The sequence below is a fragment of the Rhizobium ecuadorense genome, assembly GCF_001187535.1.
Classification (GTDB): domain Bacteria; phylum Pseudomonadota; class Alphaproteobacteria; order Rhizobiales; family Rhizobiaceae; genus Rhizobium; species Rhizobium ecuadorense.
Genome location: NZ_LFIO01000381.1, coordinates 1 through 15,167, shown reverse-complemented (window position 1 = coordinate 15,167; position 15,167 = coordinate 1). Strand labels below are relative to the sequence as shown.

Sequence of the window (15,167 nt, the reverse complement as noted above, 5' to 3'; positions counted from 1 at the left end):
TCTTTCCTCGCCTCCACCCCTCACAAAAAATTCGCACCCGCATCAATTTACTTGCCGTTCTGCAATGCGGCATATGTTTGTGTTCATGGCCAGGTGGCATGAGCGGGGAACCATGACGTCGACACATGCAGACAAGACGGGTGAAGGTGCCAGCCGAAAGGGCTTTGTCGGACTGGTCGTCGGCGCGATCGGCGTCGTCTATGGCGATATCGGCACCAGCCCGCTCTATGCCCTTCGTGAGGCACTGAGGCCCTTTGCCGCCGACGGCGTGCACGAGGCCGAGGTCATCGGGCTCATTTCGCTGATGGTCTGGACGCTGACGATCATTGTGACCTTCAAATATGTGCTCTTCCTTCTCAGGGCGGACAATGACGGCGAAGGCGGCACGCTTTCGCTTCTCGCCCTCCTGATGAAGAAGATGGGGCGAAACGTACCCGTGCTCTTCTTCGCCGGCTTGATCGGAGCGGCCCTCTTCATCGGCGATGCGATGATCACGCCTGCCCTGTCGGTGATGTCGGCGCTCGAAGGCCTGAAGCTGGTTACCCCGGCCTTTGCGGACTACGTCCCGCTTGCGTCGGCTGCGATTATGATCGTTCTCTTTGGCGTTCAGTCGCGGGGAACTGCTGCCGTCTCGATGTTTTTCGGGCCGATCACGGTGTTGTGGTTTCTGGCGATGGCGGCGGGCGGTCTGATCCATATCGGTGACGACTGGACGATTCTGGAGGCGCTCAATCCGGTCAATGCATTCCTGTTCCTCACCCATGCCGGCACTATCGGCCTGATCGTGCTCGGCGCCGTCTTTCTGACCGTCACCGGCTGCGAAGCGCTCTATGCCGATCTCGGGCATTTCGGGCGCCGGCCGATCCAGACGGCATGGTTCGTGCTCGTCTTTCCGGCATTGCTCCTCAACTATCTCGGACAAGGCGCGCTCGTTCTCGCCCATCCCGAAACGGCTGCCAATCCGTTCTTTCTGATGTATCCTGATTGGGCCTTGCTGCCGGTGGTTCTGCTGGCGACGATGGCGACGATCATCGCCAGCCAGGCTGTCATAACAGGTGCGTTTTCGCTGGCCCGCTCGGCGGTTCACCTCGGCTTCCTGCCGCGGCTGCGGATCAAGTTCACCTCCGAGACCAACACCGGCCAGATCTACGTGCCAAGCGTCAATCTTCTCCTCCTGGTCGGCGTCTTGATGCTGATCTTTTCCTTCGGCGACTCCGAGTCGCTGGCGACGGCCTACGGTATCTCGGTGACCGGAACCATGGTCATCTCGACCATGCTGGTCTTCCAGTTCCTCCGCGCCGTCTGGGGCTACTCCCTCGTGCTCGCCGCTGCCCTGCTGCTGCCGCTCTTCATCATCGAAGTCCTGTTCCTGGCGGCCAACCTCTTGAAGATCTACGATGGCGGCTGGGTTCCGGTCGCCCTTGCGCTGGCGATCATGATCCTGATGTGGACATGGACCCGCGGGCAGGCCTATCTGAAGAGACTGCGCGCCAACAATGAAATCCCGCTCGATTCCTTCATCAGATCGATCGAGCGAAAGTCGGACCATTCACCGGTCACCGTTCCGGGAACGGCAGTCTTCCTGACCAGCGTCCCGGATCGGACGCCGAATGTTCTGCTCCACAATCTCAAGCACAACCACGTGCTCCACCAACAGAACGTCATCCTGACCGTCTGGACCGAAGACGAACCTTATGTCCCCGACAGCAGGCGCATCAAGATCAGCCAGCTCTCGCCACGCTTCGTGCGCCTTGATCTCACTTTCGGCTTCATGGACGACCCTGATGTCACCAGGGCGCTGGCGCTCTGCCGGGAGGGAGGTTTCAAGTTCGAGATCATGAAGACCTCCTTCTATCTCGGCCGCCGGAACCTCGTGAGGACACCGAACACCGGCCTGCCCGGCTGGCAGGAGCGCATATTCATGGTATTGGAAGGCTTGGCGATCGATCCCTCCGATTACTTCAACCTGCCGTCAAACCGCGTCGTCGAACTCGGCGAACAGATCGCCATTTAGAGCGGGATGCCGGAGGCGGAGAATTGCAGCGGCGTGCACGTCAGGCCTTGGCCGAGATCGCGCTCAATTCCTCGAGATCAAGATCCCGTTCCAGCTCGTCCAGCGTCTCGTCATCGATGTCGCCGGCGCGGTGGAGGCGAATGAGTTCACGACGCCCTGTCGCAACCGCTTCGAGAACGACGTCAAAATGAGCATGGAGCAGCGGCACGTAATGCTCGGTTCTCTCGGCATAGTCGACGATCGCTGTCGCCCTGCGCTGATAGCGCTCCAGCAATTGCGGGTGGATGAGCTTTCCCTCTGCGTCATAGGCCAGGTTTTGGACGATCCCGAACTGCACCTGCGCCATGGCGGCTTCGGCCTGGCTCATGGTCAGACGCGCTCTTTCCGTCTCCGGCGCCAGCCGCACCCAGGCAATCACCCGCCCTAATGTGGTGCCCTGCACGAGCACGGTTCCGAGAATGACGGCAAAGGACGTGGCAAGGATGAAGTCACGGCCCGGGAAACCCTCGGGCAGGCTCAGCGCCAAGGCGAGCGTAACTACCCCGCGCACACCTGCCCAGCTTAGAACGGTCGCCCCGCCTGCTCCGAGCGGCCGGGCACGGGTGAACCCCAGCGCGGCACATGACCTCATGACGAGATCGGAGGCAAAGACCCACGCAAACCGCGCAGCCACGAGTGCCACAATGATTGCCAGCATCGGCAGACCCATTGTCGCGATCACGGTGGTGAAGCCGCCGCCGCGTTCGACGACGTCCCGCAGCGACAGCCCGATCAGTGTGAAGACCGCCGCTTCCATCAGGAAGATCATCACCGTCCAGAACGACGTGCCGCGCATGCGCGTCGCCGCTGAAAAGACCGTGTGCTGATGCCAGGAAGCGATCAGCCCGGTGCTGACGGTGGCGATGACGCCGGAGACATGCAGCAGTTCGCCCAACAGATAGGAAATCCAGCCGAGCAGCACGGTGGCCGCGATGATCAGATAATCGTCGCCGAGATGGCGGATGAGTTTGACCCATGCCAATCCGACCGCGATGCCGACGACGGCGCCGCCCAGCGCCAGCACGAAGAAACTGCCGACGGCTTCACCTGCGCTGAAAGCGCCTGTCGCGGCGGCGGCAACGGCAAAACGGAAGAGTACCAGGCCGCTCGCATCGTTGAGCAGGCTCTCGCCTTCCAGCAGAATCTGCAGCCGCCGTGGCAATCGTACGCGCTCCAGCACGGCACGCGCCGAAACCGCGTCCGGCGGCGCAACGATCGCGCCCAGTGCCGCGCAGGCGCCCCAGGGGAGTGACGGAAAGATAAGGTGGGCGACAACGGCCACGACGATGCAGGTGAAGAATACCGCGCCGACGGCAAGCGAAGCGATGCCGATCATATGCCGCCGCAGCCGCGACAGCGCGATCGACCAGGCGCCATCCATCAACAGCGGCGGCAGGAAGATAACCAGCACCAGCTCGGGATCGACCGATATCGCCGGCAGCCCCGGCACGAACGCCAGCAAAGCACCACCGGTCAACAGCGCGACGGACGGCGGCAGGCCGAGCCTATGGGCGGCATATTGCAGCGCGATGATCGCGAGAAACATCGCGATAACGAGCTCGAATAAGTGTGTTGGTTCCATGTGCCCCGCCCTGGCTCAGCAACGAATGTCGGATGGCTGCCGCAAAGAATTACAGCGACCTTACGCATCTGAAAAGACGCTACGCGCTGTAAAGGCTGCATGACCGGGAATGGCGAGTTTTGGAGACTTTGGCTCTCTCTGCCCTCCATCATTGACTGGAATTCATTGGAGTTTCCTGCGCATCCTCCTTACACGCAGTGCCTTCGAGAAAGGAAGACTCATGCAAAGGCGAACCCTGGTGCTTGGAGGTGCGACCATCGTCGCCTCGACCGTGGCTGCGGCGGCGATCTGGCCACGGCGGCATATCACCGTTGCCGCCAGGACATTCGACTGGAAGGGGACGGATTTCCTGAGCGGCGGCACAAAGTCGGTCACATTGGAAAAATTGCCTGCGCCGCTCTTCCGCAGCCGTCCGAATTGCATCGTGACATCAGCCCAAACCCTTGGCCCCTGCCATGTCAACAATATTCCGGCCCGCCAGGACGTCTCGGAAGGAAAGGCCGGGCTGCCGTTGCGGCTGGCCGTCCGCATCGTCCATGCCGCCGATTGCCGGCCGGTCGAGAGCGCCGATATCGAAATCTGGCATACCGATCATCGTGGCATCTATTCCGGCCGCGAGGCGGCCGAAATGTGTACGCTCGGCGATGCCGAGGCAATCAGCGGCCTCGCCTTTCGCGGGCGCCAACTGACGGATGCTGAGGGGCAGGCAAGCTTCCTGACGGCCTATCCCGGATGGTACCAGGGCCGCACGCCACATGTTCACTGCCGCATCCTCGTCGACGGCAAGGAGCTTCTCGTCAGCCAGATCTATTTCGACGATACGCTGAGCGACATCATCTATGGCGAGCATCCGGACTATCTCGGACGTCCTACCCGCGATACCCGCAACGAAGCGGACGGCATCATCCCGCAAGACGCCGCCGATCACATATTCGACTTCGACAAGCTCGACGGTGGCGTGCTGTCCGCCACCATCACGATCGGCCTCTCTTCCTGAGCGGATAGCGCAGGAGAAAGTCGCCAATCACCAGCCGCTGACCCTGCCGGACTTCCTCCATCATCGAGTTTTTAAACGGCGACTTTGCATCCGGCATGAAACCAGATGCAGCATTCCTGCGTACCAACTCTCGACAGCGGAATACAGGCAGCGAGGGTTGATGGCATGGTCAGAAAAGTAGGCGTGGCACACATCGTCCGGCAAATCGCCGAACAGGGGCTGGCCAGGCTGATGATGAGGCTGCCCGCAACGCGGGCAACGATCAGGGCCGCCGCGGCAAGCCAACCCCATCTTTACGAACTCTGCGGAGCCTATGGCGAGGCCTGCGCCGTTCTTGATCGCATGCGCAAGGATAGGTCGGCCGACCCGGCGATCGTCACCGAATACGAGATCATCTGTGCGGAAATCGAAATCGACGTCACCAGGATCCTGCTCGGCGGCCGATGAGTTTGCCGCCGCTATCCCTGTCAGGTCAGCACACCGTCCACATCGATGGAGATGCTCAGCGTATCCGTATCGAAATGATGCGCGGCCCCGTCCGAAATCTTATAATAGAACGTCTCGCTCACATCTCCGCTAAGCCCGGCAAGCTTCGCCGCGTCGAGCGTGTAGCTGTAGTCGCCATGATCGTCGACATGGATGCTGCCGTATTGGCCGGTCAGCGTCAGGCCGTTCTTGCCGACGACTTCGCCGTCGAAGCGGCGCAGCAGCAGGATCCCATTGGCCGAACTGTCGTTTTCAAGGAGATTGCCGTGATGGGCGGCATCCATGTCGGCTGAGATCTTCAAACTGTCATGGGCTGCGACGATTGTCGGAACCGTGTCCGCATGCGCTGTATCGCCGGCAGCGTGACTATCGAGGCTAACAAACAGGGCGTCAGCCTCGTCGAGCGTTGTGTTGTTGCTGACGGGAAAGGTGTTCGCGGCGATGATGGCAGGGGATATGCTGTAGGGCGTGACATCGCTGGCGATGACATTGTCGTGGAAAGCTCCGGATGCAGGCCTGTCGACCTTCAGCGCCGCCTGCGACAGGTCGTCGAAAACGTTGTTGTGAATATCGATATCTTCACGAACGTAACTGGTGGTGCCGGCAGAGCTGACCACCACGCCCCATACGCCGTCATGGATGTAATTGCCTGAGATATCATAGTCCCTCGTGTCGCCCTGGTCGCCGAGGCCGACGGCGTAGGACCAGCTGTAGCCGCCATATCCCGAAATGTCGTTGTCGTGGATGGCGATATTCGTGCCCGCCTGAGCGCTAACCCCGAAGCCGCCGCCAACCAGCGTATTGTCCTCGATCACCGCATTCACAGGCCGGATGAGCGTCAGCACGCCCTTAGGGCTAATGGCGCCCGTCTGGTCGAGAACATTGCCGCTGATCAGGATGTTGCTGCTGTCGTTCATCTGCACGGCATCTGCCGTGGTGCCGTGGGCGTTGGTGACAGTGTTGTTGAGAAGGGTGACGCCGTTGATCTTCTCGATCCAGACGCCGTCGCCGTTCACGTCGTTGATCGTGCTGTTTTCGATGGTGATGTTCGAGCCCGTCCGAAAGGTGACCGAACCGGACTTGCCTGCCAAGCCGGTGTGATCGACCTCGACATTGCGCACCGTCCAGTTCGAGACATAGCCGCCATAAATGGCGGCACCGCCGGTATCCGAGATCTTGATGTTCTCGATGACGATGTTCGACGCATAAAGGCTGTGAATGCCGTCGCCGGGACTATGAATGACCGGCGCATCGCCGATCCCGTAGCTGCCGATGGTAATCGGGGCGCTGACGGTGCCGGAATATTTCAGGTCGAGCTGGTCGTTATACACGCTGCCTGCAGCGAGCAGCACGGTGTCGCCGGGCTGCAGCTTCAAATTTTCCACCGCCCAGAAGGATGCAAAGGGCGCATCCTCGCTCGTGCCAGCGTTGCTGTTGGCGCCTGTCGCCGAGTTCACGTAATAGACTGTCATATCGCCATATGCTCGCATTGTCGCGCAGCCGTGTGGGGATCAGCTGCGATCAGTGGATCGGATGCGGCCGGGGCGAAAGGCCATAAGACAATCTTCTATTGTCATTACGGCGGTAGACAGGCTGTGGCCTGCGATGCTCCCGAGAAGCCTGGCGGTGGCTGCATCCTCAACAATACAACTTAAGAGAAAATAGTCTATAAAATAGCGACCGAAAGGTGAATGAAACGGTAACGGACCGTTTTGCAATTAACGTCAGGGGATGGCCGCCCGCCCTCGCCCTTCAACGCTCCTCACGGGGCGCGCTTCAGGATGAGGGCGGAGGGAGACCGTCCCCTAACCTCAGCTCAGCAAGCCATCCATGTGGATGAAGACGGTCAGCGTATCCGCGTCGCTGTGATGGGAGGTTCCATCGTCTATGCGGTAGCTGAAGGACTCGCTCACATGTCCGCTATGGTCGTCGGGGAGCTTCGTTTCATCGAGCGTGTAGGCGTAGTTGCCTTCGCGGTCCACGTGGATGGAACCATAATCCCCGGTCAGCGTCAGTCCGTGTTTGCCGACGGCTTCGTCGCCGAAGCGGCGAAGCGCCAAGGTGTCGTTGTCCGAGCTGTCGTTTTCCAGGAGATTGCCGCGATGGGCCTCGCCCGTATCGGTGAAGATCTTCAGATTGTCATGGACGGCGACGACCGCCGGGTCGACAGCCGCCTCCGTCGTCGCGGCAGCCTTGGTCTCGGTGCTTGCAAGCGCCGTCTCGACATTTGCGACCGTCTGGTTGTTACTGACGGAAAAGGTGTGCGCGTCGACGATGGCAGGCGATATGCTGGTGGCCTTGACGCCGGTCTCGATGGTATTGTTGTAGAAGGAGCCGGATGCCGGCCTGTCGACCTTCAGCGCCGCCTGCGTGAGGTCGTCGAAGACATTGTCGTGGACCTTGATGCCAGTGAGACTATAGCTGGAGCCGGTGGCGCCACTGACCGCCACGCCCCAGGCGCCATCGTGAATATGGTTGCCCGATATGTCGTAATCGCGCGCACTGCCCTGATCGCCGAGGCCGACGGCGAAGGACCAGCTGTAACCGTGATATCCCGATATGTCGTTGCCGTGGATGGCGACGTTCTTACCTCCAGGCGCGCTGATGCCGAAGCCGCCGCCGGTCAGGACATTGTCCGCGACCACGGCATCGGTGGCCCGCACCAGCGCGATCCCCCCCTTCGGACTGACGGCATGAGTCTGGTCGAGATGATTGCCCTTGATCAGAATATTGCTGCTGTCGTTGAGCTGCATCGCATCGGCCGTCGAGCCATTGGCGCTGGTGACGGTATTGTTGAGAAGTTTGACGCCGCTGACCTTTTCGATCCAGAAGCCGTCGCCTTTGACATCGGAGATCTTGCTGTCTTCGACCGTGACGTTCTTGCTGCTCCTGAAGGTGACGGCACCTGCGTTTTCCGACATTCCGCTCTTGGCAATCTCGACATTGCGGACCGTCCAGTTGGTGACATCGCCGCCATAGATGGCCGCACCGCCGGTGTTCGATATCTTCAGGTTCTCGATGACGATGTTCGAGGCATAAAGACTGTGAATGCCGTCGCCGCCGCTGTGGATGACGGGTGCGGCCCCCGTCCCGTAACTGCCGATCTTGATCGGCGCACTCTCCGTGCCGGAATATTTGATATCGAATTGCTCGTTGAAGACGCTGCCCTTGGCGAGCAGCACGCTGTCGCCCGGTTTCAACGTCAAGGATTCCACTTTGGACAAAGTCGCAAAAGCCGAGTTCTGGCCCGTTCCGCCGTTGCGGTCGGAGCCAGTCGCTGAGTTCACATAGTAGATTGTCATATCGCCATGTTGCCCTGTTCATCGGATCGCTAAGTCGCCGCCCGACCGGCCGGAATCGGCTGATCGGAAACGCGGCGCGGGCAAACGTCCATGGCAAAAAGGCGAGAAGATGTTGTCAATGGGGCAGCGGCGAAGTTCGCGGCTCTTATCCCACAGGCAATGGCGCGAGCTCCGATCATCGCGAGAAAGCTGCAACCCAGCTCCATAAACCGTCGACCCGGAGGCGAATAAATCGCGGTTGTACGCCATCGCACCTTCCCTCCCCTTCGAACGCGCCGCAGATGATTCGCCCCGGGGCTTGCTTCATTTAGAAAGGCCCGCCGCGCCGAGCGCTTCGGCGAATTTCGCCAGCAGATCGGCGGACTGGCGCCCGGCCCGGATGTGTGGACCAGGCGCTGTGCGGCGATCCTCTCGCGCGCCATCGTCGAAAGCAAAATGGGGGCAGCCGCCACAGTCGCCGCGGCACGGACACTTGGCCGGAGTGCCGGCCTCGCCGTTTGGTTTGCACATGGTTCTTCTCCGCAAATTAACAGGCGATGCCACGGGCGGAACCTCGGTCCTCCGCCCGCAACTTCTTCTCAGGCGGCCAGCTTCAGCGCGTCGGCAAGCTTGGCGAAGTCGCCGGCGGAAAGCCCCGGACGGACGGCGAAGTCGATGACCGCCTGAAAAATTTCCGGCGGCGCATCCTTCTTCATGGCGCCGAGCAGTGCCGCCCGCTCCGCCGGATTGATGGCCGGGATCATGATGCGCATGAAGGCCATGCTTTTCTCCGGCGGCAGGGAGCCGATGATGCGCATCTCAATGCCGAATATTTCCTGATCGTCGAAGTTGCGCCACAGCAGCGGGCCGGTCACCGCCTCCTCCTCGTGCATATGCGCGAAGTCGTCGGCGATATAGGCGGCAAAGGCGAGATAAAGCTTGCGGCCGCAGGCTGCCTTGTTGAGCGGCCAGGCTTTTTCCCAGGCGACCACAAGCTCTTCCAGCTCGCGGAACGCGGTGCGGTGGTCGTCGTGCTGCTCGTCGAGCGTGACGGTCGAAACGCCCTTGTCGGCAAGCGCCGTGTGGATGTTGTCGTCCTCGTGCGTGACATGGGAGGCGGCCAGCATCAGGTAATGGCGCAGGTCGCCGATCAGGAGGACCGTCTCCTCGACATTCTGGAAATCGGCCGTGCCGAGGCGTCCGAGCAGGTCGCAGCCGGCCTTGCGCAGCCCCTTGTGGATCGCGCCGTAAATGTCGTAGCGGCCGTTGAGATCGGGAATGCTGGTAAGCGAGAATTCATGGCTCATGATGGTTTTCCTCTCGTTATCAGGCGCCTCTTTTTGTGCGCCGGGTCGATGACGGTGAGATAACCGAGGCCCTTGCGAAGCGCTTCCTAAAACCATCCTAAGCACTTGGAACGATTGCTAAGAATATCCTAAGTAACTATCATCGCCTGACTTGGGGTGGGGAAAAGCATGCTGGGGCCGGAACTCGCAGAATTCATCGAAAGTCCCGTCATGATCCTGTTCGCGACACGCGACGAGGCCGGCCGGCCAATGATTGGCCGCGGCTCCGGCGTGCGCGTCGACCGGCAGAGCGGGCAGCTGCACTTTCTCGCCTCCCGCTGCCAATGGCCGGAAGCCGTCAGCGAGGCGCAGATCGGCCGGCCGATTGCCATGACTTATGTGCGGCCCGCCGACTATAAGGCCTGCCAGGTCAAGGGCCGGATCCTCACGGCAGGGCCGGCCGATGCCGCAGGCCGGGCATGGGGCGAGGCCTATGTCACAGAACAGCTGGCGCTGATGATGGCGCTCGGGGTCACCCGCATGCAGCTCTCCAGCACGCTGTCGGACCAGGACCTCGTCTGCCTGACGATCGAGCCGCAGGAAATCTTCGAGCAGACGCCGGGGCCCGGCGCCGGACGCAGGCTGATGCCGGAAGCCGCCGCATGATTCCGCTGGAGGGGCTGCGGGACAGCTTCGAGGGCATCATTCCCTCCATCATCGCCACCGCCGATGCCGACGGAATGCCCAATATTTCCTATCTCTCGCACGTGCACTACGTCGATGAGAGGCATGTGGCGCTCTCCGACCAGTTCTTCTCCAAGACGGCCGCCAATGTGGCGCGCAACGGACTCGCGACCGTGATGGTGGTCGACGGCTATAGCGGCCAGCAGCACGTGCTCGACCTGGCGTTCGAGCGCTCCGAGACGGAGGGCGAGACATTCGAGCGGATGGCGATCCACCTGGAGATCCTGGAAAGCCGGATGAGCGGGATCATGAAGCTGCGCGCCGTCGACATCTACCGGGTTGAGGACTGCCGGGCCGTGCCGGCGGCCAATCCGCTGGTCGAGCCTCAGCCGCTCTTTCTGCCCGACCTGATGGGCAAGGTGGCGCGGCTGACGGCACGCATGTCGAATTGCAGCGATCCCGAAACGCTGCTCGACGCCACGCTCGAGGGCCTGGGCGAGCTCTTCGGCTACCACAATTCCATGGTGCTGGTGCCGGACGGCGAACGTGGCGGGCTGACGACAATCGGCAGCCGGGGCTACGACCAGTTCGGCTTCGGCGCCGAGGTTCCGGCCGGGCGCGGCATTATCGGACTTGCGGCCGAGCGGCGACGCAACGTGCGGATCACCGATCTCAGCCGCGGCCTGCGCTACATCAAGGCCGTGCAGGCCATGGCGGGCGTCGAGGATGCGACGCCGATCCCGCTTCCGGCGCTCGAAAAGCCGCTCAGCCAGATCGCGCTGCCGCTTGTCGCGCGGGGAAGGCTCGTCGGCCTGCTGTTTTCGGAATCGACCGAGCGCTTCACCTTCCGCCATCACGACGAGGAGGCGCTGATCATAATCGCATCCCATCTCGCCACCGCGCTCTCCTTCCTGTCCGAGGAACGCGAGCGGGCGGAGACGAATGGCCGGGAAAAGGCCGAGGCCCCGGCCGACGAGGCCGCCAGCGCGCCCGCCAGCCGGCGCATCGCCGTTCGTTTCTATCCACGCGACGGCTCCCTGTTCGTCGACGACGACTATCTGATCCGTGGTGTGCCGGGGCGGCTACTCCTGCACTTCCTCGAAGACTACGCGCGCACCGGCAAGCGGGATTTTCTGAACCGCGAGATCCGCCGCGACCGTCGCCTGCAACTGCCCGACTTCAAGGACAATCTGGAAACCCGGCTGATCCTCCTGCGCCGGCGGCTGGAGGAGAAGGCCGGCCCGATCACACTCGAACGCGCCGACCGCGGCCGCCTGCGGCTGACGCTTGCCGGGCGGCCGGAGATTGAGGTGGTGGAGGAGTAAAGGGGTGGCCAGGTTTCGCTGCTTGGCGCGTTTCGCTCGCTAAGGCACTGGAAATTGCATGAATTCGCAACGTGTAAGGATAGGGACAGGCAATAGAAGTTTTACCGTGTGCCCCTCATCTGCCTGCCGGCATCTTCTCCCCGCTGGGGAGAGGCATCGCGGTGACGTCTCGCCCTTCTTCAGAGCATCGATTGTGGACGCGAAGTTCTCCCCAGCGGGGGTCCGAAGCACGGGCGAGACCCATGGCTCGCCCAGGCTGATGCCGGGCAGACAGAAGGGGGCTACACGGCACAGTCTTCAACGTAGCCGGAATTGCGTTGCTACCCCCTCGCCTGCAACGCCGCCCTCAGCGGCAGCCGCGCGGCCGCCAGCGCCGGCAGCGCGCCGCCGATCACCCCGACGGCCAGCCCGAGCAAACCCGCCGTCAAAAGCACATCCGGCGTCACCACAAGCTGAAACGCCATCTTGGTGTTGTTGGCGCCCATCGTGCTCGCCTGCCAGCCGTCAAAGGCGAGCCGCGAGGCGATGACGCCGATTGCCGCTCCGAGAGCCGAGAGCAGCACCGCCTCCACCCAGGTGGCGGCGAAGGCCGGCAGGCGGGCAAAGCCGAGGAGGCGCAGTGTGGCGATCTCGATGGCGCGGTCGGAGACCGAGCTCATCATCGTGTTCAGGGCGCCGGCCGTCGCACCCACCGCCATCAGCAGCGCGATCGGCCAGCCGAACAGGCGGATCAGGCTCTCGGTGCGCTCGGCCTGCGCGGCATAGAGATCGGCCTCCGGGATGGCGGTGAGCGGCGTGCCCGATATATCGGACAGACACTGGCGCAGCGCCGCCAATGCACGCACGGGATCACCCCCATCGAGCCGCACGCGCAGGCTCTGCACCTGCCCCTGGGGGCCGAAGATCGATTGCACCGCGTCCAGATCCGCCCAGATCTCGGATTCGAAGGCGCTGCCGCCTGAGGTGAAATGGCCGGCGACGGTCCAATCGACCGCGCCGAACCGCACCCTCTGGCCGACGGCAAAGCCGGGGAAAGCGTCTGCGACGCGGGCGCCGACGACGATCTCACGCGCACCCGGCGCAAACAGCCGCCCCTGAGAAAGCCGGGCGCGGCCGCGCAGATGGGGCCCGGTGAGATCCATGCCCCGCAGCGACAGCGTCTGCTCGGCGCCGTCGCTCCCCTTTACGTCGATCGGCACGATGGTCTCGCGCGACAGCGCCAGCCCGCCGGCGCCGTCGCGCACGATGCCGGTGTCGCCGCTGCTGGCGGTCAGACTGCGGATCGCATCTGCCGGCACGTCCGAACCGGTTTCCTGATTGGTGCCGCCGCCGAGGATGACGACGATATCGGGCGAGCCGGCGCCGGCAAGAGCGGCCTCGAAGCCGCGCGCCATCGCCAGAAAGCCTGCCAGCACCGCCACCACGAGGGCGACCGACAGCACCATCGACAGCGAAATCGTGAGCCGCCGCGGCAGGCTGCCGAGATTGACTCTGATCATGAGAAAGGTCTGCTTGAGCGCTGATGACATTGGCTTATCTCGTTTTGAAGGCGTTGACGATCGGCAGACGCATGGCGTTCACCGCAGGCAGCAACCCGGTCAGCAGGCCGAGCCCGGCAATCATCGCGGTGGATTTCAGCAGCACCCCACCGCTGAAGACGAGGCCGAATTCCGGCCCGATCGACAGCGTCGCGAGCTTCGCCAGAATGAGCCCGCCCACCCCGCCGACGGCGAAGATGAACAGCGTCTCGCCGAGAATGAGCGCCACGATCCGCCCGCGGGAAAAGCCGAGCACCTTCATCACGCCGATTTCGAAACGGCGCTCCCGGATGGCAAACAGCATGGTGTTGACCGAGATCATCAGGATGGTCACGAAAGCGGCGCCGACGACGAGGCTGACGATCAGCCCGACATCGGCGAACTGACGCAGAAACGCTTCGAGGAACTGCTTTTCCGATTGCGTCCTGGTCTCGGCTGCCGAATTGGCAAAGAGCGCGTCGATGCGCGCCGCCAGCACGCCCGAGGCGACACCCTCGCGCGGGCGCACCACGAAGGCGTCGACCGTATCCCTGTCCCGCGCGCGGGCTGAATTGACCATGTCGTAGCGGGCGAGCATGAAATAGGTATCGGTGCTGGTATCGGCCCCCTCGAAGATGCCTGCGATGCTGAAGCTCCAGTTCCGGCTGCCATCGGCCTTCATGAGCTGGCTGGTGAGGCCGATGCGCTGGCCAACCGACCAGCCCTGCGCCTCGGCCAATGCCCTGCCGACGAGCACCCGGTCGCGACCCACTTCCAGCGCCGCGATCAGCTCTGGCGTCAGCCCGAGTTCGGCGCCGTTGGCGGCGGCAATCGCCTTTGGATCAACCGCGCTGACGGCCACGACATTCTTCTCGACCTCGACGAAACCCCGCATGCGCGCGGTATAGGCGACGGCCGCGACATCGCGCTGCGCCGCAATCCGGTTGAGATAAGCGATCGGCAGCGGCAGCCCCCGGCCCGATTTGTTGAACACGCCGAGCAGGTTGGCGCTGGCGCCGGCCGCCCCCTGGCTGCCGCTGACGAAACTCCCCGTCAGTCCGTAGATCAGGAAGGCGATACCGACCGAAAACATCAGCAGGATCGCCCGCAGCCGCTTGCGCCAGGCATTGCGCCGCATCAGCTGGAAAAAACTCATCGGCCGTCCCCCTCGACGAATTCGCCCTTGTTGAGATGCAGCGTGCGCCGGGAAAAAGCGGCGGCCTCGGGATCATGCGTGACCATGATGATGGTCTTCCGAAGCTCGCGATTGAGCAAATCCAGCATCTCGAGGATATCATTGGCCGATTTCCGGTCGAGATCGCCGGTCGGCTCGTCGCAGAGAATGAGATCGGGATCGGCGACGATGGCACGGGCAATGCCGACGCGCTGCTGCTGCCCGCCCGACATGCTCGACGGAAACTGCCGCTGCCGCCCGGCAAGCCCGACCAGATCCATGACCGTATCGACGCGCGCCCGCCGCTCCTTGCGCGTCAGCGGCTTCAAGAGCAGCGGCAGCTCGATATTCTCCGCCGCATTCAGCATCGGCAGCAGATTGTAGAACTGGAAGACGATGCCCATGCTGTGCGCCCGCCAGGCCGCCCTCGCCCCTTCGCCCATCTGCTCGAGATGGCTGCGCCCGATGCGGATCTCACCGGCGTCAGCGCTGTCGATGCCGCCCAGCATATTCAACAGCGTCGATTTCCCCGAACCCGACGGCCCCATGACCGCAACGAAATCGCCGCGCGGAATGGAAAGGTCGAGCCCCGAGAAGATCGGTATCGTCTCCGCCCCGATCCGGAACGCCTTCCTGACGCCGGCAAGCGCGATATAGGGATCTTGAGTGTCGGTCATGTTCTGCTCCTTGGTGGTTGGTTGATCTGTGGCCGGTAACCGGTGGCCGCCCTCATCCTTGTACGTTGCCGTTGCTGTATAATGGGGCTGTGCGACGGGGATGCG

The 15,167-nt window shown here is 62.6% G+C and carries 12 protein-coding genes; 5 read left to right on the top strand and 7 right to left on the bottom strand.

What is annotated here, in order from left to right:
* Positions 1-112: 112 nt before the first annotated feature.
* Positions 113-2,014: a potassium transporter Kup gene (locus AF337_RS08220; protein WP_049731733.1), complete on the top strand. Its 1,902-nt coding sequence runs from the start codon at positions 113-115 to the stop codon at positions 2,012-2,014.
* A gap of 40 nt (positions 2,015-2,054) precedes the next feature.
* Here the strand turns inward: AF337_RS08220 and AF337_RS08215 are convergent, their stop codons facing one another.
* Positions 2,055-3,635, bottom strand: coding sequence for a Na+/H+ antiporter (locus tag AF337_RS08215; RefSeq protein WP_049731732.1), 1,581 nt, complete (start codon positions 3,633-3,635; stop codon positions 2,055-2,057).
* A 220-nt stretch (positions 3,636-3,855) separates the two neighbouring features.
* On the opposite strand from AF337_RS08215, the gene AF337_RS08210 reads away from it, so the two are divergent.
* Together AF337_RS08210 and AF337_RS08205 are read left to right on the top strand one after the other, a co-directional pair.
* Positions 3,856-4,632, top strand: a complete 777-nt coding sequence (locus AF337_RS08210; protein WP_049731731.1) for a dioxygenase family protein — start codon at positions 3,856-3,858, stop codon at positions 4,630-4,632.
* Between the two features lie 165 nt (positions 4,633-4,797).
* On the top strand, positions 4,798-5,079 hold the full coding sequence (locus AF337_RS08205) for a hypothetical protein (RefSeq protein WP_049731730.1): 282 nt from the start codon (positions 4,798-4,800) through the stop codon (positions 5,077-5,079).
* 20 nt (positions 5,080-5,099) lie between these two features.
* On the opposite strand, the gene AF337_RS08200 is transcribed toward AF337_RS08205, so the two are convergent.
* The 3 genes from AF337_RS08200 to AF337_RS08185 all read right to left on the bottom strand — a co-directional run bounded on the left by AF337_RS08200 (position 5,100) and on the right by AF337_RS08185 (position 9,706).
* Complete coding sequence (locus tag AF337_RS08200; protein ID WP_049731729.1) at positions 5,100-6,590, bottom strand: right-handed parallel beta-helix repeat-containing protein; 1,491 nt, start codon at positions 6,588-6,590, stop codon at positions 5,100-5,102.
* Positions 6,591-6,929: 339 nt separating this feature from the next.
* A complete protein-coding gene (locus AF337_RS08195) occupies positions 6,930-8,420 on the bottom strand; it encodes a right-handed parallel beta-helix repeat-containing protein (RefSeq protein WP_049731728.1) in 1,491 nt (496 codons plus the stop codon).
* 578 nt (positions 8,421-8,998) lie between these two features.
* Complete coding sequence (locus AF337_RS08185) at positions 8,999-9,706, bottom strand: hemerythrin domain-containing protein (protein WP_049731726.1); 708 nt, start codon at positions 9,704-9,706, stop codon at positions 8,999-9,001.
* A gap of 168 nt (positions 9,707-9,874) precedes the next feature.
* Here AF337_RS08185 and AF337_RS08180 point away from each other — a divergent pair, with 168 nt between their 5' ends.
* Positions 9,875-10,351, top strand: a complete 477-nt coding sequence (locus AF337_RS08180) for a hypothetical protein (RefSeq protein WP_049731725.1) — start codon at positions 9,875-9,877, stop codon at positions 10,349-10,351.
* Positions 10,348-11,694, top strand: a complete 1,347-nt coding sequence (locus tag AF337_RS08175) for a GAF domain-containing protein (protein ID WP_049731724.1) — start codon at positions 10,348-10,350, stop codon at positions 11,692-11,694. The genes AF337_RS08180 and AF337_RS08175 overlap by 4 nt, the downstream gene beginning before the upstream one ends.
* Before the next feature lie 320 nt (positions 11,695-12,014).
* Here the strand turns inward: AF337_RS08175 and AF337_RS08170 are convergent, their stop codons facing one another.
* The 3 genes from AF337_RS08170 to AF337_RS08160 are packed head-to-tail and all read right to left on the bottom strand — an operon-like array spanning position 12,015 to position 15,062.
* Positions 12,015-13,223 (bottom strand): ABC transporter permease, encoded by a 1,209-nt coding sequence (locus AF337_RS08170; RefSeq protein WP_049731723.1) that lies wholly within the window; start codon positions 13,221-13,223, stop codon positions 12,015-12,017.
* Between the two features lie 4 nt (positions 13,224-13,227).
* Positions 13,228-14,367, bottom strand: coding sequence for an ABC transporter permease (locus tag AF337_RS08165; RefSeq protein ID WP_049731722.1), 1,140 nt, complete (start codon positions 14,365-14,367; stop codon positions 13,228-13,230).
* Positions 14,364-15,062, bottom strand: a complete 699-nt coding sequence (locus AF337_RS08160) for an ABC transporter ATP-binding protein (RefSeq protein WP_049731721.1) — start codon at positions 15,060-15,062, stop codon at positions 14,364-14,366. The genes AF337_RS08165 and AF337_RS08160 overlap by 4 nt, the downstream gene beginning before the upstream one ends.
* Positions 15,063-15,167: the final 105 nt, after the last annotated feature.